Raw genomic sequence first — 16565 nt, forward strand, 5'->3', positions numbered from 1 at the left:
CGGTGCGGTTACTGAACGGCTCAGCCGAGCAGCTTGAGGATGCCCTGGCCGGACTGGTTGGCCTGGGCGAGCATCGCCGTGCCGGCCTGGGACAGGATGTTGGTCTTCGTGTAGTTGACCATCTCCTGAGCCATGTCGGTGTCGGTGATGTGCGACTGCGACGCCGCGAGGTTCTGCGACGAGACGTTCGCGATGTTGAGCGCGTGGTTGAGGCGGTTCTGCGCGGCACCGAGGTTGGCGCGGTCGGTCGAGACCGCCTTGATGGCGGCGTCGATGCTGTTGATCGTGGTCTGCGACGACGCGTTGTCGGTGACGTCGAAGCCCGTCGCACCGGCCGCACCGCTCAGCGTGCCCACCGAGGTGGCGACGTCGGCGAGGTCCACGCTGATCGTGTCGTTGGCGGTGCCACCGGCGCCGACCTGGAAGGCCTTCGTGCCGCCCTTGAGCAGGTCGATCGAGTTGAAGTTCGTGCCGTTGGTGATGCGGTCGAGCTCCTTGCCGAGCTCGTCCGCCTCGGCCTTGATGGCCGTGCGGGAGTCGGTGTTGTTCGAGTCGTTGGCGCCCTGGACCGCGAGGTCGCGCATGCGCTGCAGGATCGAGTGGACCTCGCCCAGGCCGCCGTCGGCGGTCTGGATCATGTTGATGCCGTCCTGCGCGTTGCGGGCGGCGACACCGTAGCCGTTGACCTGGGACTTGAGGCCCTCGGAGATGGTGAGGCCGGCGGCGTCGTCGGCCGCGGTGTTGATGCGCAGGCCGCTCGAGAGCTTGGCCATCGAGCTCGCCATGCTGGCGGACGTGCGGGAGAGGTTGTTGTAGGCCTGGAGAGCCGACAGGTTGGTGTTGACGGTGAGAGCCATCTGGGGTTCCTCCATGAAACGGGTGGGTGGTTCCGGGCCCGTCCGTGGGCCCTCAGCCGCCACTGTCGGCAGGCCGTCCCGGCGCGTTAGTGACCATCGAGGGGATCTTGGGATTTACCGCGTCTTTACCCGGGGCCTAATCCGTCCCGTGCCGCTGCCGATAGTGGAGACTGACGGTGCGGAGTGCGCCGGTCCGCGACGTCTGTCGGATGGGGGAAGCTCGAGTGGATGGCGGGGCTCGAAAGGCCGGGGACGGCGGCTCCGGGGCGACGGCCGGGTCGACCGTGCAGGACCTGTCGGCCCTGCTCTGGTACGAGCGTGAGCTCCTCGACCTGTTGACCTTCAAGCTCGAGGAGGAGCAGCTGCTCCTCACGGCGGGCAAGACGCGCTGGCTCTCGCACGCGACCCGTGAGGTCGAACAGGTGCTCGAGCGGTTGCGCGTCGCCGGCCTCGAACGGGCCTCTGCCGCAGCCGCGGTCGCCCACGAGTGGGGCCTGCCCGAGGACGCCAGCCTGCGCGACCTCGCCGCCGGTGCCACCGAGGCGGCCTGGGCCGACATCCTGTCGGCGCATCTGACGGCCATGACCGACCAGTCCGCAGCGATCCGCCAGCTGCGCGATGCAAACGCCCAGTTCCTCAGGGCTGCAGCGCGATCCACGCAGGAGACGCTCGCGACGACCGACGCCGCGGCCACGACCTACGACTCGCAGGGACGGGCGGCCGCGCAGGGCGAGGCGCACCTGTTCGACCGCAACCTCTGACCTGTCTCCCCACCAGACCTCTCGACCAACCTCTCACCAGAAGGGTCACCATGAGCACCTTCGGCGCCCTGAACACCGCCTACCGCGGGCTGTCGGCGGCCCAGCAGGCCATGGACCTCGCCGGTCACAACGTCGCCAACGTCGGCACCGACGGCTACACGCGCCAGCGCATCGAGCAGTCCTCGGTCGGCGCCCCCGCGCCCATGTGGCCCGGCGCCACGGGCCCCCAGGCCGGACAAGGCGTCTCGGTCGACCGCATCGCCCGTCTCGGCAACGCGCTGCTCGACGCGTCGGTGCGCACGACCGCCTCCTCGGCCGGGTACACGGCGCAGCGCTCGGCGGCCTTCGACGGCATCGAGGCGACGCTGCGCGAGCCCGGCAGCGACGGGCTCTCGACGCGTCTGCAGGCGTTCTGGTCCGCGTGGCAGGACGTCGCCAACCACCCCGGCGAGGCGGGGGCGTCGAGTGCGCTGCTCAGCGCCGCAGGTCAGCTCGCCGGCACGCTGAGCAGCGGGCGTGCGTCCCTCGAGGTCCAGTGGAACGACACCGCGACCGACACCCGGCGCATGGTGGCCTCCCTCAACGACGCTGCCGCGCAAGTGGCCTCGCTCAACAAGCAGATCAGGTCGGCCGTGGCCCAGGGCGGTTCGCCCGGCGAGCTCATCGACGCGCGGGCCCGGCTCACCGAGTCGATCTCCTCGCTCGCCGGCGCCTCGGTCCGCGACGAGGCCGACGGCACCGTCACCGTGTACCTCGGCGGCAACGCGCTCGTCCGCGGCGACACGGCGCGACAGGTCGCCCTGACCGGCGCGGCGTCGATGGCCGACACGACCTCCTCGGCGCTGCGGCTCGAGTGGGCCGACCAGCCCGGCCACGAGGTCGGGCTCGAGGGCGGCAGCATCGCCGGCGCCCTCTCGACCCTCGCTCCGGCAGCCGGCGGAGCGGGCGGCGCCATCGCCGAGGCCGCGGCGTCCTACGACGCGGTCGCCACCACGATCGCCACCTCGGTCAATGCCGTGCACCGCGCCGGCCAGACTTCCACGGGGGTCACCGGGCTCGACTTCTTCCGCCTCGACCCGAGCCTGCCCGCCGCGCGCGGGCTGTCCGTCGTCCCGACCGACGCGTCCGGCCTCGCCACCGGGGCCGTGGGTGCCGGCGCGCTCGACGGCAGCACCGCCGACGCCATCGCCCAGATCGCCCGTGGCGCAGGCTCCCCCGACGCGCGGTGGGCCGCGTTCGTCACGGCGACGGGCAGCGCGTCCCGGGCCGCGACGCAGCAGACGGGGATCGCCGACACCGCGGCCGGCAACGCCAAGCACGCGCAGATCTCCAGCGCGTCGGTCAGCCTCGACGAGGAGAGCGTCAGCCTGATGGCCTCCCAGCACGCCTACCAGGCCGCGGCCCGCGTGCTCACCGCCGTCGACGAAGCCCTCGACACCCTCATCAACCGCACCGGGATGGTAGGACGCTGACATGCTCCGTGTGACCGACCAGTCGATGTCCCTCGCCGCGCAGCGCGCGCTCGGCGAGCGGCAGTCGAGGCTGGCCTCCGCCCAGCAGACCGCCACGTCGGGGGCCCGCATCACGCGTCCGTCCGACGACCCCGCCGGCACGGGCGACGCGCTCCGCGTCCGCGGCGACCTCGCTGCGCAGGCCCAGTACCAGCGCAACATCGACGACGGCACTGCCTGGCTGTCCACCGTCGACTCCGCACTCGAGGGTGCGACGGGCCTGCTGCGCCAGGTGCGCGACGCCGTCGTGCAGGGCGGCAACGGCTCGCTCACCCAAGACGCCCGCGATGCCCTGGCGACCGTCGTCGACGGCTTGCGCACCGACCTGCTGTCCTCGGCCAACACGCGCTACCTCGGCCGCAGCGTCTTCGCCGGCACGTCCGACGCCGACGCCGCGTTCACCGACGGCACCCCGCCCACCTTCAACGGCGCCGCCGGCAGTGTCGCGCGTCGGGTCGGGCCCGACACCACCGTGGCCGTCGACACCGACGGCCGCACCGCGTTCGGCACCGGCGCGACGTCGGCGTTCACGGTCCTCGACGACATCGCCGCCGACCTGCGCGCCGGCGTCGACCCGGCGGCCCGGCTCGGCGCGCTCGACGGCGCCATGAGGAACGTCGTCGCCGCGCGGGCCGAGGCCGGTACGCGTTCGGCCCTGCTCCAGCGGGCGAGCCAGGCCACGGCCGAGGCCACGACCGCCCTGACCTCGCGCCGCACCGCACTCGAGGACGTCGACCTCGGCCAGGCCGTGCTCGACCTCCAGCTGCAGCAGACTGCCTACCAAGCCGCCCTCGCCGTCACGGCGAAGGTCCTCCAGCCCAGCCTCACGGAGTTCCTGCGATGAGCACCCTCGTCTTCGAGCAGCCCCTGCCCGGCCTCGCGCCGCACACCGTCTACCAGCTCGACGCCGTCGACGGCGCGGAGGGCGTCTTCAGCCTTCGCCCGTCGGACGCTCCCGACGTTCGCCTCTTCGTGCTCGACGCCGCGGTGTACGCGCCGTCGTACTCCCCCGAGGTCGCCGCGCCCAGCGCGTCGATCGGGCTCGAGCCCGACGAGCCCGCGCGGATCCTCGTCGTCGCGACGCCGGGCGCGTCCGGCACGTCCGTCAACCTGGCCGCCCCCGTCCTCGTCAACGAGGCGGAGGGGCGTGCCGTCCAGGCCATCCTCGAGGGCTGGGACCTCCGCGCTCCGCTCGGCGCCTGACCCGGCTGACCCGGCTGACCCGGCTGACCCGGCTGACCGGAGTCGCGCCCTACCCCTCCGACCCGCGTCCGCGACTTTCGGACGGGCAGGTCGCGACCTTCGACCGATGACCACGGGGCACGGCCACGCCAGAGTGGTTCACGCGCCACGAACCGCTCTGGCGCCGACCGGAAGGAACGTGCACATGGCTGAGTCCTGGGACGGCACCGTCGTCAGGAAGTCCCGCGGTCTGCTCGACGGGTCCAACCTCTACCGCCGCCGCCTGACAGGTCCCGGGCCGCAGCGGCAGGCCCCGACGCTTCCCCCGGGGTGCAGCTCGCCACGATCCGGACTCCGGCATGCGTCGCGAGGTCATGGCCGATAAGGTCCCCCGCGGTGGAGGGGAGTACTCCCAACTCCGGATGTCGTCATCACGAACAGCACCGCTGCTGTTCCGGTGTCCGGGGCCGACGGTGTCGGCGGAGGAGACCTCCGGAGATGACGTACGCCTCCGGAGGTTCCGATGATCAGCACCATCCCCGCCTATGCCTGGGCCGCGACGCTCGCGCTGCTGGCCGTCATCGTCTTCGTCGACCTGCGGGTCATCGCCCGCCGCGACGGCGAGGTCACGCTCGGCCAGTCGGTCAAGTGGGTCACGTTCTACGTGTCGCTGGCCGTGCTCTTCGGACTCGTGCTGTCCCTGACCGTGGGCGGGCGCACCGGTGCCGAGTTCTTCTCCGGCTACATCACCGAGTACAGCCTCTCGGTCGACAACCTCTTCGTGTTCGTCATCATCATGACGAAGTTCGCAGTACCCTCCTTCGCCCAGGACAAGGTGCTCTACCTCGGCATCGTCATCTCGATGGCGCTGCGTGCCGTGTTCATCTTCGCCGGGTCGGCCCTCATCGCTGCGGCCTCGTGGACCTTCTACCTGTTCGGCATCCTGCTCATCTACACGGCGATCTCGCTGCTTCGTGGCGACGACGAGCCCGAGTTCGGCGAGTACCGGGTGCTGCGGGCCATGCGCCGGGTCCTGCCGATGACGCGGGACTACCACGGTGACCGGCTCTCGGTCCGCCAGGACGGGCGCCGCCACTGGACGCCGCTCGTGATCGCGGTGTCGGCGATCGCGCTGGCCAACGTCGTGTTCGCCCTCGACTCCATCCCGGCGATCTTCGGGCTGACCCAGGACGCCTTCGTCATCTTCACCGCCAACGCGTTCGCGCTCATGGGGCTGCGCCAGCTGTACTTCCTCGTCGGGGGCCTGCTGGAGCGACTCATCTACCTCAACATCGGGCTGTCGGCGATCCTCGCCTTCATCGGCGTCAAGCTCATCGTCGAGGCCCTGCACGGGTCGCACATCGACAGCATCGGCTCGGTGCCCCTGCCGGAGATCGGGATCGTCACCTCGCTCGGCTTCATCGTCGTCGTCCTCGTCTCCGCGGCGCTCGCGAGCCTCGGCAAGAACTGGCTCGACGAGCGCGCCACCTCGTCCTGAGCCCGTCCAGGACGGCGCCCGTCCCCGCCCGAGCCTCAGACGACGCGCCGGATCCCGGGGACGTGCGCCAGCGGGACACCGACGGCGAACGACCCCACCACCCCGGCGGTGGTGACGGCGAGGTAGGCCATCTCGGGCGGCCAGGCCAGCGCGTGGGAGCCCAGCACCAGCGCCACGAGCACGCCCTGGTGCACGAGGAAGGCGCCGTAGGCCGCTCTGCTGAGGGCCGCGCCACGGGTGCCCTGCGCGTCGAACCTCCGCTCGAACAGGTCGACGACCCAGAGCGAGGCGAAGACGACGAGCAGGCCCTCGACGAGCGCGACGACGGCGGACTGCCACGAGCCGCCGCCGAGCAGCAGCGTCAGGTCCGCGCCCGTGACGCCGGCGCCGACGAAGACGAGGGCGCACCCGGACAGGGCCGTCCACGCGGTCCAGCGGATGCGCCGCGCGTGCTCGCGGTCGAACGGCAGCCAGTCGCGCTCGCGCGCGACGACGCCCAGGGCGAAGCCCGTGAGCCAGGCCGGCGCCTGGGCGATGGCGAGGCGCCAGACCTCCTGCCCCAGCGGCGCGACCGCCATGATCGGGAAGCCCGCGACCGCGACGGCGAGCGCGAGGGCGAGCAGCGAGCCGGCCCCCGGGGCACCGGCCGCGTGCTCTGGCTGCGGCCGGACCTGCCGGAGGAGGCCGTACCCCACAGAGAACAGGAACAGGACGCCGAGGAACCAGGTCGGTCCGGGCACGGGAAACCACAGGACGTGCGGCAGGAACTCCCAGAACCCACCCGGCCAGCCGGCGTTCTGGGGGTCGACGAACTCGATCGGTGGGCTGAGCAGGAGCGCGAACGCCAGCATCGGCAGGAGCAGCCGCATGGCGCGGTCGGCCACGAACCGCCGAAGTCCTTTGCGCGACAAAGACGTCGGAGTGAAGTACCCGGCCACGAGGAAGAAGAGTGGCATGCCGAACAGGCCCACGGTCGCTGTGGCCAGCGACAGCACCGACAGCAGCGGGTCGCGCACGAGCGGCTCGAGGAAGACCCAGTTGCCCACGTGCGTCCACGCCATCGTCGTGTGCGCGACGACGACGCCGGCGATGAGGACGACCTTGAGGTTGTCGGCCCACAGGGACCTCGCTCCGTCGCCGGGACGGGTGACGGGGTGGGCCAAGGATGTCGTCGCGGCGTTCATGCCATCACCTCCGGGCTCCGTGCGGGCCGCTCGGCGGGTGACCGCGACCGGCCGCGGGTGCCACTTCCAGCCTAGAAGGCGCGGCACCGACGCCAGGGCCGCTGTGACGCAGGAGTCACCCTGGGGCCGGCCCCTCGGGCGCCCTTGGAGGAGAAGGGGGGCCGTCGGTGGGGTCGGCGAGCCCGGCGCGGAACGCGTACGCGACGAGCTGGGCCCGGTCGCGCACGCCGGTCTTGGCGAAGACGTGGTTGATGTGGGTCTTGACCGTCGCCTCCGACACGAACAGCGTCGCCGCGATCTCGGCGTTGGAACGCCCGGCGGCGATGTGCCGGACGACGTCGAGCTCGCGACGTGTCAGTCCCTCTGCGCCGGAGGCGACGACGTGCCCGACGCCGGGGACATCCGGAGGGACGGGGGCCGCCTCCGAACCGGCGGGACCGGCATCGGTGACACCGAAGGGTTCGCCGGCCCTGAGGGCGTCGAGCAGGCGCCGCTGCACGTCCGGGTCGAGGTGGGCCCGCCCCGACGTGGCGGCGGTGATGGCGACGTGGATCTCGTCCGCGCCGGCATCCTTGGTCAGGTAGCCACGGGCGCCGGCCCGGAGGGCGGCGAAGACCCGCTCGTCGTCGGTGTAGGTGGTCAGCACCACGACCGGCAGGTGGGGGTGGCTCTCGGTCAGGCGGCGGGTGGCCTCGATGCCGTCGAGACGGGGCATGTTGAGGTCCATGAGGACGACGTCGGGGTCGGTGTCCTCGACGAGGCCGAGGGCCTCCTCGCCGTCCGTCGCCGCCCCGACCACCTCGAGGCCGTCGATGAGCCCGAGCAGCATGAGCAACCCTTCCCGGACGACCCGCTGGTCGTCGACGACGAGGACCCGCGTGGGGTCCTGGGCGGGCGGGTCGGTCACCGTCATCGCGCCCCTCCGGCAGTCGGGGTGCCGTGCGGTTGCCCGACGGGCGAGTCCCAGGCGGCGTCGGTCCCGTGCCGGGTCGGCAGGGTGAGGCTGAGGCGGAACCCGTCGACCGTGGGACCGGTCGTCAGGCTGCCACCGGCGAGCTCGGCCCGTTCACGCAGCCCGGTCAGGCCGTAGCCCCCGGACGGCAGTGCCTCCGGGGTGGGCTCGGGGGCGTGGGCGCTGCCGGGTCGTCGCGTGTCGGTGACCTCCAGCTGCACCGCGTCGGGCGACCAGCGCAGCACCAGGCGGGCGCTCGCGCCCCGGCCGGCATGCTTCGCCGTGTTGGTGAGGGCCTCCTGGGCCGCCCGGTACAGGCAGAGGCCGGCGTCCGGGGCGAGCGGCCGGGACTGGCCGTGGACCTCCAGGGTGGCCCGGACCTGCTGTGCTGCCTGGGCGTCGCGGACCAGCTGTGGCAGGCGTTCCGGCCCGGGAAGGGCCTCCCCGCGCAGGGCACCCACCGCGCGTCGGGCCTCGCCGAGGCCGTCCTTGGCCAGCCGGTGGGCCCGTTCGATCTCGGCGACGACACGCGGGTCGGAGCCGGTGCGTTCGGCCAGCATCCGGGTGGCCTCCAACGACATGACCTGGCCGGACAGCGAATGGGCGAGGATGTCGTGGATCTCGCGAGCCAGACGAGCCCGCTCGGCCAGGGCGGCCGCGGCCTCCTGCGCGGCGCGCGACTCCTCGAGCTCGGCGAGCAGAACGGTCGTGCGGGCGTTCGCGGTGCGGGCACTGCGCGTGGCAGCCGCCGCGACGAAGACGAAGGCCAACCCGACGTCGCTCGTGGTGACCGACGTCGCGACCTGGGTCGAGGTGGCGACGATACCGACGTCGACCGCGACGACGAGCACCGCGCTGAGCACCGCCGCGGGCCGCAGCGGGAATCGCATCCCGAGGCCGGAGACGGCGAAGAACGTCAGGACGAACCCTGGCGACTGCGGCGCCAGCGCGTTGAGCAGCGCGCCCGCGGCACCGACGCCGAGGAGCGTGGCAGCCTCCAGGACGCGGTCCCGCGGGGTGCGGTACAGCTCGACGAGCCACAGCCCGACGCCCGCCAGGACCACCCAGGCCGTGCCCGGGCGCCACTGGGCCATGGAGGGGACCATGCCGAGAGTCACCGCCACCGCACACACCGTCCCGAGGACCACGAGGCCATGACGCCATCCCGGGTCGACCGGGTCCGCCGGTCCCAGCGTGCGGCGCCATCGAGAGGTCACATCCGTCACTGTAGGTTCGGTGCCGGACGGGCGGAGCGGTCTGGCCAGGGGGCGTCGTCACGGCCCGTCGCGAGGACGACCAGCGCGCGGATGGCTCCGGAGGCGTCCGGCATGAGTGCCCGGATGACGACTGCCCCGGCCACCGTCACGGTGGGGCTCCCCCCGAGGGCCACCAGCCCGGCGACCAGGGCCTGCCGGGGGCCGGCGGGGCCGGTGACGCGCGCCCGCCGGCGACCCGGGATCACCGGGCCGCCGGCGGGTACCGGAGACGCGCTCATGCCGTCACCGCGGTGTCGCGGTCGCGACCGGTGCGGGCCGCGGCGGCCGCGGTGACCGCCACGCGGGCGGCGACCATGGTCAGCGCCATGAGGACGAACGCCGCGGTCCACGCGTCCGCACCGGTGATCTGCTGCGCGCGGGAGAACTCCCCGATGTGTCGGCCGAACCAGTGGTCGGCGCCGTACGCGAAGAGGACGCGGCCGCCGATGACGGCCACCCAGAGCGCGGCGTAGGCCGGCCCGGCGGAGGTGGTGACGATGCCGTCGGGACGACGCTCGACCCGCAGGAGCAGGCCTGCGACGATTCCGAGCGCCAGTCCGGCGACGACGCCGACGGCCTCCAGCTGCACGTCGTGACCGATGGTCGGCACGTCCCGCAGGAAGAACGAGCCGGCCACGGCGACCAGGACGACCGGGAGCAGGAGCCGCCTGGGCGAGAGCCGTCGGGTGCCGAGGTTGGTACCCAGGATGAAGAGCAGGAGCGCTCCGTTGAGCAGGTACTGAGCGGTCGACATGGCGGTGTTTCCTTCCGGGCTGTCCGGCGGCTCACCGTGAGCCGCCTGTCCTCTGACGGTAGGAACGAGGCGGTGCCCTCGGCATCGGCGCACGGGTGGATCACCGGTTCTCCACCCACGGGTGGAGACGAGGCTCGACTCGGCTCGGGGACCAACGCCCCTGACGCCCGGGGCCCGAGGGCGCGAACCTCAAGGGGTGAGGATGTCGGCCCGCGCTCCGCGAGCGGGTCACGCCGCCGGCGTGATCCCCGCCTCCCACACCGACCTCGCGCAGCACCCGCGCGTCGCCGCACTCACCACCGTCGCGCGCGACGGCTGTCCGCAGACCTCCGTCGTCTGGTGCGACCTCGACGGCGACGTGCTGCGGGTCAACACGATGCGGGGCTTCGCCAAGGAGCGCAACATGCGTCGCCGGCCTCAGGTGGCCGTGTTGGGCTACGACCCACGCCGGCCACTGCGCTACCTCGAGGTGCGCGGCACCGTCGTCGGCCTCGACGAGGACGGCGCCCACGAGCACCTCGACGCCATCGCCTCCGCGTACGCCGGACGGCCGGTCCGGTACTTCGGCGACGTCGTCCCGGCGCACTACGCGCAGACCGAGGTCCCGGTCCTGTGCCGGATCCGGCCCCGGCACGTGGTGGCGGTCGATGAGGAGCCGCGCTCCCCCGGCCGGCCGGGCCCGGCCGGCGGGCCACGCCCACCGTCGGCGTCGGCCACGACGGCGACGGCCGACGCCGGCGGCCCGGTCCCCCGCTCCCACCTGGACCTGCTCCGCCGCGGGATCTGCGGCGTCTTCACGACGATGGACTCCCTCGGCCGGCCGCAGTCGAGCCTCGTGTGGCTCGACACCGACGGCGAGTGCGCGCGGGTCAACACCACCCTCGAGCGGCAGAAGGGCCGCAACCTGCTCGCCGACCCGAGCGCCAGCCTGCTCGTCGTCGACCCGGACGACACGTCGCGCTACGTGCAGATCCGCGGTGAGGTGGAGCTGGTACGCGACGGCGCGCTCGAGCACCTCGACGCCCTGACCCGGACATACACCGACCAGTCGGGCTTCTACGGCCACGTCCACCCAGCGGCCTTGGCCTCGAAGGAAACTCGCGTCATCTGCCGCCTCCACGCGCGTCATGTCACGTGCGACGCGATCCACGCCGGCCCGTGATCGGGACCTTCGGCCCTGCCCGGGCGCGGCGGGTCGGGAGATCGTGGACGCGTCGAGGAGCGGCGCGATCGACGCGCCGCCGCGAGGGGGCGCAGCGAATGCCATCGATCAACGACGCCGCAGCAGACTTCCTGAGCCACAAGCGGGTTGCCGTCACGGGCGTCTCGCGCACCCCCGCCTCGCACGGCAGCAACGCCGTCTACCAGCGGCTTCGGGCTCGCGGCTACGACGTCTTCGCGGTCAACCCGAACGCGTCGGAGGTCGAGGGCGACACCGCCTACCCGAACCTCGGGGCCATCCCCGGCGGCGTCGAGGCCGTCGTCATCGGGACGCGTCCCGATCACGCCCTCGCCACCCTCGAGGAGTGCGCTGGGCTGGGCATCAAGCAGGTGTGGATGCACCGCGGTCCCGGCGCCGGGAGCGTCTCCGAGGAGGCGACCCAGTGGGGTCGCGGTCACGGGATGACGGTCATCGACGGCGGCTGCCCGCTCATGTTCGAGCCGACGGCCGACACCGGCCACAAGGTGATGCGCTGGATGTTCAGCCTGACCGGGAACGTGCCCCGCCAGGTCTGAGCCGCCCGACCCGTCGTCGGACGTGCGCGAGAACCGCTGTGCCGAAACGACCACTGAACCGGCGACGCGCCCGGCGCGCGACCCGCACCCGTCGGGCGTCGGTGCGGCATCGGCCCCGGGTCCGTCGCGCGTCAGTGCACCGGTCGCGGGTCGGAGGGCACGACCGCGACCGGGGTACGGGCGTGGGTGAGGACCCGGCGGCTCACCGATCCGAGGGTCAGACCCTCGAACCCGCCGCAGCCCCGGCTGCCCAGCACGAGCATCTCGGAGGCCGCCGACTCCTCGATGAGCGCGTCGACCGGGTGCCCACCGACCAGCCTGGTCTCGACGTCGACGTCCGGGTAGGTGTCGCGCCAGCCGCCCAGCTCCTCGCCGACGAGGCGGGCCTGCTCCTCCTGCGGCGGCGCCGCCCAGTCGACCGCATCGGCGCCGTGCGGCCACGTCTCCTGACGCCACCGGCAGGTCAGCACGGTGAGGCCGAGACCGAGCCGGCTCGCCCGGTCGAAGGCGAACGCGAGCGCCGCGCCGCACGAGCCGCTGCCGTCGACCCCGACGGCCACTCGCTGACGGTGTCCGGCGCGGCCGGCGTAGCTCGGCGTGGCGGTGAGGTGGGCGGTGTCCCGGACGACGACGAGCGGGCAGCCGCACCGGCCGGCGAGCTGCTCCGCGACGGCGTGGCCCCGGGTCAGCGCCTCGTCGTCGTCGCGCCGGCCCCCGAGCACCACCACGGCGCAGGTGCGCGCCCGTGCCAGGAGCTCGCGTGCGGGCGGCCCGACCATGGTCTCGGCACGGACCTCGAGCCCGGGCGCGAGCCGGTCGACGAGCGCGAGCGCCGCGTCGGTGGCGGCCTGGGCCTCGTGGGCCGCGCTCGACCCGGGGTGGGGCTCGTCGTCGCCGGTCAGCGCGTGGACGACGTGCAGCGCCCGCCCGCGCGAGGCGGCCTCGTGCGCCGCCCAGGCCAAGGCGGCGTGGGTGCTTCGACGGCCGTCGTACCCGATGAGGACGGGCCCGGACCCCGACCGGTTCGTCATGTCGTGCTCCTTCGCTGCCGCCCAGTCTCGGTCGCTCCCCGGCACCGGAGAAGGGCCGAAGGGCCTTGTCGCGGCTCACGGCCCGGGTGCAGGCTGGCGTCGGCGGAGGGGGAGCACACATGGCAGTCGACGAGGACCCGGGCGCCCGCCCGCGTCCGTCGCGCATGCGCGCGTGGGAGGTGACCGGCAGGGCGGGGCGCCGTGAGCGCGTCCGGCTCGGCGAGCGTGACGTCCCCACTCCCGGCCCCGGCGAGGTGCTCCTGCAGGTGGAGGTCTGCGGCGTCTGCCGCACCGACCTCCACGTGGCCGACGAGGACCTGCCGGTGCACCGGCCGGCGGTGGTCCCCGGCCACGAGGTGGTGGGGCACGTGGTGCAGGTCGGGCCCGACGGCGAGCGCTTCGCCGTCGGCGACCGCGTCGGGCTCGCCTGGCTGCGCGGCACGTGCGGCACGTGCCGCTGGTGCCGCGCGGGCCGCGAGAACCTGTGTCCGCAGGCCACCTTCACCGGCTGGGACGCCGACGGCGGCTACGCCGAGCTCGTCGTCGCGCCCGCCGCCTACGCCTATGCGCTGCCTCCCGGGCTGCCGAGCGAGCAGGCGGCACCGCTGCTGTGCGCCGGGATCATCGGCTACCGCTCGCTCCGCCGGGCAGCGCTGCCGCCCGGAGGCCGGCTCGGCATCTACGGGTTCGGCGCCAGCGCGCACCTGACCGCGCAGATCGCGATGGCCGAGGGCGCCGAGGTGCACGTCCTGACCCGCGGTGAGTCGGCGCGTCGGCTCGCGCTCTCCCTCGGGGTCGCCTCGGCCGGCGGCCCGCACGACGCGCCCCCGGTCCCCCTGGACTCAGCCATCGTGTTCGCGCCCGCGGGCGAGCTCGTGCCGCTCGCGCTGGCCGCCCTGGACCGCGGCGGCACCGTGGCGCTCGCGGGCATCCACGTGACCCAGGTCCCACCGCTCGACTACCAGCAACACCTCTTCCACGAGAAGCGGCTCACCTCCGTGACCGCGAACACGCGGGCGGACGGCGAGGAGCTGCTGCGCCTGGCCACCGCGCTATCGGTGCGCGCCGACGTCGTCCGCTACCCCTTCGAGAAGGCCGACCGCGCCCTCGACGACCTCTCGGAGGGCCGGTTCGCCGGCGTCGCCGTGCTCGACGTCCGTGTCTCGTGAGGGCCGGTCCGACGCCGGTGGTGCGTCGCGTCGGGAACATCGCAACAACGCGGACACCAGCCGCCGGCGGAAGCCTATGCTCGAGCCATGGGTTCGGACGCCGAGCCCGATCGTCGCCTGCGGCGAGGGGCTGAGGGCAGGTCTGTACGCGTCGACGACCTCATGGAGGAGCTCCGTTCGAGGGCGGACTCGGCGCAGCGCTCGCATGCTCAGTTCAGGGGACTCTTGGACGCCGTGACCGCCATCAGCGAGGACCTCGAGCTCGCCGAGGTGCTGCAGCGGATCGTCCGGTCCGCCTGCGCGCTCGTCAACGCACGGTACGGGGCCCTCGGGGTCCTGGGCCCCGACGGCGAGCACCTCATGCAGTTCATCACCCACGGCGTCACCGCCGACCAGCGTGCCCGGATCGGGGACCCTCCATCGGGGCACGGCATCCTCGGCCTGCTGATCCGCGACCCGCGGCCCCAGCGACTGACCGACATCTCGGCCCACCCGGACTCCTACGGCTTCCCGCCCGGTCACCCCTCCATGACCAGCTTCCTCGGCGCCCCCATCCGCATCCGCGACGAGGTCTTCGGCAACCTCTACCTCGCGGAGCGGCAGGGGCAGGATGAGTTCTCCGAGAACGACGAGGCCATGCTCGTCGCCCTCGCGGGCGCCGCCGGCTTCGCCATCGACAACGCCCGCCTCTACGCCCGCAGCCAGCAGCAGCGGCTCTGGGCGGAGTCGGTCAACGAGCTGACGCAGAGCCTGCTCGAGGGTCATGACGAGGATGCCGCGCTGACGATGGTCGCGAAGGACGCCTGCCGGCTCACCGAGGCCAGGCTGGGCCTCGTGGCGCTGCGTGACGAGGGCACCGCGACCGTGCGGGTGCGCGCGCTGTACGACGCGGAGCCGACCGAGCGCCCGGTGCCGTGGCGGTCCTGGCCCGCTCTCGAGTCGGAGGAGGACTGGCCGGCGGTCGTGGGCGCGGACCAGGTGCTGCCCGGGCCCGTCCCCGCCCAGCCGCTGCTCGCGACGTTGCTGCGGTTGGCCGGCGTCGACCACGACGTCCCGGCCGCCTTCGTGACGATCTCCACGGGCCAGCGTGCGATCGGCCACCTCCTCGTCCACTGGCGCGTCGGCGAGGACGACGCCCCCGTGCTGGCTCTGTCGATGCTCAAGCTCTTCGCCCGGCAGGCGGCGCTCGGCGTGGTCGCGGCGCGCGCGCAGGAGGACCGCCAGCACCTCGCCATGCTCGAGGAACGGGACCGGATCGCCCGCGACATGCACGACCACGTCATCCAGCGCCTCTTCGCCACCGGCCTGTCCCTCCAGGCGGCGGCACGGCTCGCCATGCACCCCGTGGTGAGGTCCCGGCTGGACGAGGCCGTCACGAGCCTCGACGAGGCCATCAAGGTCATCCGCTCCACCATCTTCGAGCTGCACACGGTCGCCCCCGGCGGCAGCCTCGTCGACCAGCTCGAGAACGTCGTGACCTCCTGGTTCCCGACGCTCGGCTTCCTGCCCTCCCTCGAGGTGCGGGGCGAGCCGGAGGAGGACGACGAGGGACTTCGGGCCGACGTCCTCGCCGTCGTCCGCGAGTCGTTGGCCAACGTGTCCCGTCACGCGGAGGCCAGCACGGCGACGGTTCGCGTGTCGTTCGGGGACGTCCTCACGGTCGAGGTGACCGACGACGGCGTCGGCATGACCTCGACCGACCGCCGCAGTGGGCTCGCGAACCTCGAGCACCGTGCGGCCGCCCGCTGGGGCGAGCTGGTCATCGACGGGGTCGAGCCGAGCGGGACGCGGGTGCGCTGGACGGTCCCGCTCCGACCCCCGGTGGCTGTGGGCCGCGGCGCGAGGCGGCGAGGTCCGCGCGGGTGAGACGTCGGTCGGCGGGCACGTACCCGCCGACGAGCCGTCGACGACACGAGAGGTGAGAGCCGTGACCATCAGAGTCTTCCTCCTGGACGACCACGAGATCGTGCGACGCGGCCTGCGCGACCTGCTCGAGGCGAACCCGGGGTTCGAGGTCGTCGGAGAGTCCGGACTCGCGGCCGAGGCTGCTCGACGGATCCCGGCCCTGCGCCCTGACGTCGCGGTCTTCGACGTCAGGCTCCCCGACGGTTCCGGCATCGAGGCCTGCCGGCAGGTCCGGTCCGTCGACCCGACGATCGCGTGCCTCATCCTCACGTCCTACGACGACGACGACGCGCTGGCGGCCGCGGTGCTCGCCGGCGCCTCCGGGTTCCTCCTCAAGGACGTGCGCAGCAACGGCCTCGTCGAGGCGGTCGAGAGGGTGGCGGCCGGGGAGAACCTGCTCGACACCGCTCGGGCCCACCGGCTCCGCGCCAGCTGGGCCGACGGGCAGGAGAGGGACCCACGGCTGCGGTCCCTCACCCCACAGGAACGACGCGTGCTGGACCACGTCGCGGCCGGCGAGACCAACCGTCAGATCGGCGAGGCGATGTCGCTGGCCGAGAAGACCGTCAAGAACTACGTCACGTCGGTGCTGGCCAAGCTCGGCATGGAGCGGCGCACCCAGGCCGCCGTCTACGTCGCCGTCCACCAGTCGCCCGACTCGGCGGCGGAGGGACACAAGCCCTGACGACGTGACGGCCCGGCGCGTCTCGCGCGTTGGCGCGTCTGGCGGACGCTGCACCCGAGGTCCGTCACCCACCGATGGGGGGA

17 protein-coding genes are annotated in these 16565 nt (G+C 73.3%); 11 read left to right on the top strand and 6 right to left on the bottom strand.

Annotated features, from left to right (window positions below):
- Positions 1 to 20 precede the first annotated feature (20 nt).
- Positions 21 to 857, bottom strand: coding sequence for a flagellin N-terminal helical domain-containing protein (locus AC3A5R_RS06295; protein ID WP_487619870.1), 837 nt, complete (start codon positions 855 to 857; stop codon positions 21 to 23).
- Between the two features lie 284 nt (positions 858 to 1141).
- Between AC3A5R_RS06295 and flgN the strand changes: the two genes are divergently transcribed.
- The 6 genes from flgN to AC3A5R_RS06325 all read left to right on the top strand — a co-directional run bounded on the left by flgN (position 1142) and on the right by AC3A5R_RS06325 (position 5809).
- Positions 1142 to 1618, top strand: coding sequence for a flagellar export chaperone FlgN (gene flgN, locus AC3A5R_RS06300; protein WP_487619871.1), 477 nt, complete (start codon positions 1142 to 1144; stop codon positions 1616 to 1618).
- A 50-nt stretch (positions 1619 to 1668) separates the two neighbouring features.
- Positions 1669 to 3090, top strand: coding sequence for a flagellar hook-associated protein FlgK (gene flgK, locus AC3A5R_RS06305; RefSeq protein WP_487619872.1), 1422 nt, complete (start codon positions 1669 to 1671; stop codon positions 3088 to 3090).
- 1 nt (position 3091) lies between these two features.
- The gene (flgL, locus tag AC3A5R_RS06310; protein ID WP_487619873.1) at positions 3092 to 3973 is read left to right on the top strand and encodes a flagellar hook-associated protein FlgL; all 882 of its coding nucleotides are present in this window, start codon (positions 3092 to 3094) and stop codon (positions 3971 to 3973) included.
- Positions 3970 to 4332, top strand: a complete 363-nt coding sequence (locus AC3A5R_RS06315; protein WP_487619874.1) for a flagellar assembly protein FliW — start codon at positions 3970 to 3972, stop codon at positions 4330 to 4332. Before flgL ends, AC3A5R_RS06315 begins: the two co-directional genes overlap by 4 nt.
- A 184-nt stretch (positions 4333 to 4516) precedes the next feature.
- Complete coding sequence (locus AC3A5R_RS06320; RefSeq protein WP_487619875.1) at positions 4517 to 4696, top strand: DUF7489 domain-containing protein; 180 nt, start codon at positions 4517 to 4519, stop codon at positions 4694 to 4696.
- Between the two features lie 138 nt (positions 4697 to 4834).
- A complete protein-coding gene (locus AC3A5R_RS06325) occupies positions 4835 to 5809 on the top strand; it encodes a TerC/Alx family metal homeostasis membrane protein (RefSeq protein WP_487619876.1) in 975 nt (324 codons plus the stop codon).
- A 35-nt stretch (positions 5810 to 5844) separates the two neighbouring features.
- Here AC3A5R_RS06325 and AC3A5R_RS06330 read toward each other — a convergent pair whose 3' ends face one another.
- The 4 genes from AC3A5R_RS06330 to AC3A5R_RS06345 all read right to left on the bottom strand — a co-directional run bounded on the left by AC3A5R_RS06330 (position 5845) and on the right by AC3A5R_RS06345 (position 9955).
- A complete protein-coding gene (locus AC3A5R_RS06330) occupies positions 5845 to 6993 on the bottom strand; it encodes an acyltransferase family protein (RefSeq protein ID WP_487619877.1) in 1149 nt (382 codons plus the stop codon).
- Between the two features lie 115 nt (positions 6994 to 7108).
- Entirely contained in the window at positions 7109 to 7906 is a 798-nt protein-coding gene (locus AC3A5R_RS06335) for a response regulator (RefSeq protein WP_487619878.1), read from the bottom strand.
- A complete protein-coding gene (locus AC3A5R_RS06340; protein ID WP_487619879.1) occupies positions 7903 to 9039 on the bottom strand; it encodes a sensor histidine kinase in 1137 nt (378 codons plus the stop codon). Before AC3A5R_RS06340 ends, AC3A5R_RS06335 begins: the two co-directional genes overlap by 4 nt.
- A gap of 397 nt (positions 9040 to 9436) precedes the next feature.
- Positions 9437 to 9955, bottom strand: a complete 519-nt coding sequence (locus AC3A5R_RS06345) for a CcdC protein domain-containing protein (protein WP_487619880.1) — start codon at positions 9953 to 9955, stop codon at positions 9437 to 9439.
- 241 nt (positions 9956 to 10196) lie between these two features.
- On the opposite strand from AC3A5R_RS06345, the gene AC3A5R_RS06350 reads away from it, so the two are divergent.
- A complete protein-coding gene (locus AC3A5R_RS06350; protein ID WP_487619881.1) occupies positions 10197 to 11117 on the top strand; it encodes a TIGR03618 family F420-dependent PPOX class oxidoreductase in 921 nt (306 codons plus the stop codon).
- Positions 11118 to 11215: 98 nt separating this feature from the next.
- Complete coding sequence (locus tag AC3A5R_RS06355; protein ID WP_487619882.1) at positions 11216 to 11692, top strand: CoA-binding protein; 477 nt, start codon at positions 11216 to 11218, stop codon at positions 11690 to 11692.
- 131 nt (positions 11693 to 11823) lie between these two features.
- Here AC3A5R_RS06355 and AC3A5R_RS06360 read toward each other — a convergent pair whose 3' ends face one another.
- On the bottom strand, positions 11824 to 12723 hold the full coding sequence (locus tag AC3A5R_RS06360; RefSeq protein WP_487619883.1) for a universal stress protein: 900 nt from the start codon (positions 12721 to 12723) through the stop codon (positions 11824 to 11826).
- Between the two features lie 119 nt (positions 12724 to 12842).
- Between AC3A5R_RS06360 and AC3A5R_RS06365 the strand changes: the two genes are divergently transcribed.
- From AC3A5R_RS06365 to AC3A5R_RS06375, 3 genes are all read left to right on the top strand, one after another.
- Entirely contained in the window at positions 12843 to 13892 is a 1050-nt protein-coding gene (locus tag AC3A5R_RS06365) for a zinc-dependent alcohol dehydrogenase family protein (RefSeq protein ID WP_487619884.1), read from the top strand.
- 234 nt (positions 13893 to 14126) lie between these two features.
- Positions 14127 to 15758, top strand: a complete 1632-nt coding sequence (locus tag AC3A5R_RS06370) for a sensor histidine kinase (protein ID WP_487619885.1) — start codon at positions 14127 to 14129, stop codon at positions 15756 to 15758.
- A 61-nt stretch (positions 15759 to 15819) separates the two neighbouring features.
- Positions 15820 to 16482 (top strand): response regulator, encoded by a 663-nt coding sequence (locus tag AC3A5R_RS06375; RefSeq protein ID WP_487619886.1) that lies wholly within the window; start codon positions 15820 to 15822, stop codon positions 16480 to 16482.
- Positions 16483 to 16565 lie beyond the last annotated feature (83 nt).

Source organism: Intrasporangium sp. Soil_C_50, from assembly GCF_057656595.1.

What these genes read in the sequence shown, in the direction of transcription:
- AC3A5R_RS06355 (WP_487619882.1), top strand. Translation starts at nt 11,216, where the DNA reads ATGCCATCGATCAACGACGCCGCAGCAGACTTCCTGAGCCACAAGCGG.
- AC3A5R_RS06345 (WP_487619880.1), bottom strand. Translation starts at nt 9,955, where the DNA reads ATGTCGACCGCTCAGTACCTGCTCAACGGAGCGCTCCTGCTCTTCATC.
- AC3A5R_RS06360 (WP_487619883.1), bottom strand. Translation starts at nt 12,723, where the DNA reads ATGACGAACCGGTCGGGGTCCGGGCCCGTCCTCATCGGGTACGACGGC.
- AC3A5R_RS06330 (WP_487619877.1), bottom strand. Translation starts at nt 6,993, where the DNA reads ATGAACGCCGCGACGACATCCTTGGCCCACCCCGTCACCCGTCCCGGC.
- AC3A5R_RS06335 (WP_487619878.1), bottom strand. Translation starts at nt 7,906, where the DNA reads ATGACGGTGACCGACCCGCCCGCCCAGGACCCCACGCGGGTCCTCGTC.
- AC3A5R_RS06325 (WP_487619876.1), top strand. Translation starts at nt 4,835, where the DNA reads ATGATCAGCACCATCCCCGCCTATGCCTGGGCCGCGACGCTCGCGCTG.
- AC3A5R_RS06340 (WP_487619879.1), bottom strand. Translation starts at nt 9,039, where the DNA reads ATGGCCCAGTGGCGCCCGGGCACGGCCTGGGTGGTCCTGGCGGGCGTC.
- AC3A5R_RS06295 (WP_487619870.1), bottom strand. Translation starts at nt 857, where the DNA reads ATGGCTCTCACCGTCAACACCAACCTGTCGGCTCTCCAGGCCTACAAC.
- flgK (WP_487619872.1), top strand. Translation starts at nt 1,669, where the DNA reads ATGAGCACCTTCGGCGCCCTGAACACCGCCTACCGCGGGCTGTCGGCG.
- flgL (WP_487619873.1), top strand. Translation starts at nt 3,092, where the DNA reads ATGCTCCGTGTGACCGACCAGTCGATGTCCCTCGCCGCGCAGCGCGCG.
- AC3A5R_RS06320 (WP_487619875.1), top strand. Translation starts at nt 4,517, where the DNA reads ATGGCTGAGTCCTGGGACGGCACCGTCGTCAGGAAGTCCCGCGGTCTG.
- AC3A5R_RS06365 (WP_487619884.1), top strand. Translation starts at nt 12,843, where the DNA reads ATGGCAGTCGACGAGGACCCGGGCGCCCGCCCGCGTCCGTCGCGCATG.
- AC3A5R_RS06315 (WP_487619874.1), top strand. Translation starts at nt 3,970, where the DNA reads ATGAGCACCCTCGTCTTCGAGCAGCCCCTGCCCGGCCTCGCGCCGCAC.